This is a genomic window from Streptomyces sp. NPDC058534 (assembly GCF_042717365.1).
Classification (GTDB): domain Bacteria; phylum Actinomycetota; class Actinomycetes; order Streptomycetales; family Streptomycetaceae; genus Streptomyces.
In genome coordinates this window covers 8679-10007 of record NZ_JBHXNW010000142.1, presented here as the reverse complement: position 1 = coordinate 10007, position 1329 = coordinate 8679, and the positions used below count along the sequence as shown (strand labels likewise).

1 protein-coding gene and 1 pseudogene are annotated in these 1329 nt (G+C 62.1%); both read right to left on the bottom strand.

The window, feature by feature from the left end:
• A pseudogene (locus ACFWR9_RS41830) lies at nucleotides 1-320 on the bottom strand (hypothetical protein); the annotation flags it as partial.
• Between the two features lie 420 nt (nucleotides 321-740).
• The gene (locus tag ACFWR9_RS41825; RefSeq protein WP_383852673.1) at nucleotides 741-1172 is read right to left on the bottom strand and encodes a hypothetical protein; all 432 of its coding nucleotides are present in this window, start codon (nucleotides 1170-1172) and stop codon (nucleotides 741-743) included.
• Nucleotides 1173-1329 lie beyond the last annotated feature (157 nt).

Below are 1329 nucleotides of genomic sequence, written 5' to 3'. Positions count from 1 at the left end.
TTGTAGCTCATCGACGTGATGTCGCCGATCGGGGTGCTTTCCCACTGCGGGAGGATGACCGACCGCAGTCGGCTGCGGTAGGTCTGGACGGACATCTCGGAGACATCCATGATCTCCAGCCATTCGGTGATCCACTCGCCGAACAGCTTGCGACCGTCGCTGGGGTTGATGAAGACCTTGCGCTTGACGTCGGTCTCCTGCGCGCGGCCCCAGTCGAGGGCGTCCTGCTTCGTTTCGAAGCCGCTCTCGGATGCGTACTCCCCGTTGGGGAGTTGGTACCTGACGCGCCAGGTCTTCCCGCGCTTCTCCGCGTATGCCACGCCCTGTGTTTCCCCTCCGGGCGGATGACGGCAGGCACCCCTGACTGCCAGTCATCGGTTCAGGACTACGCCGGTGTGACCGTTCTGAGCGGGCAGTCCTGGCTGCACGCGGCGCAGTCTCCTCCTTGTCGCCGTACCAACTGGCGTGCGATCCGTCGGGTTATGGGGTCGGTGAGGACCTTGGGCGTCATGACGCACACGATCGTTTCCCCCACCAAGCCCGACCAGCCGACGAATCTCGGCCCTTGATCCAGCGTGATGAACTCGTGCTGCATAGGCCCCCTTCCAGCGTGTGGCGTTACGTGTAGTTGACCCTTACATACGCCGCGTGTTGACCGGAAGGAGATATTCAAACTCATTTTCGAACGCTCAGTAACGATCTTGTTACGCAAAAAGGTTGTACCGACTGGGAGTTGACTCCTACTCACCCTCGCCGAGAATGCCGCGCTTCCGTAGCTCGGCCAGCACTCCCTCACTCATCTCCGCCATCTTCCCGGCGGGAGTGTCCGGCAGCGTCGCGATGATCGCGTGCTGCACCGACTGCCGCACACCGTCCGCCACGTCGGCCACCGGAGCGATACGCACCCCCGCGACCTCCTCGCCGGCCTCCTGCAGCTCGGCAGCGACTCCCTCAATCACCGCCATGCAGGCACCGGGCGCCAGGCCGAAGGCGCGCTCGATCTTCGTGTATGTGACGTCATGAACCGGCTCCCCCTTCTCCACCTTCATGTAGGTGGTGTGGGTCAGGTCCGCGGCATCGGCGGCTTGCTTCTTATGCCAGCCGCTCTTCGTACGCCACTGGGCGATGAGCCTGCCGAGGCGGCGCCGGCCCTCCTGGTCGGTGGTAGTCATGCGCCCATCGTTCCAGGTACTGCCAGGAACCGCTAGGAACACATATAGGCCAACAGCAACTCCTAGCGGATACTCACAGGATCTTCGCAGTTCACCTGCCACACATTCCTAGTAACTGCTAGTTCATGCGGGGTATCGCTAGCAGTTTCTATTATAC

What these genes read in the sequence shown, in the direction of transcription:
- ACFWR9_RS41825 (WP_383852673.1), bottom strand. Translation starts at nt 1,172, where the DNA reads ATGACTACCACCGACCAGGAGGGCCGGCGCCGCCTCGGCAGGCTCATC.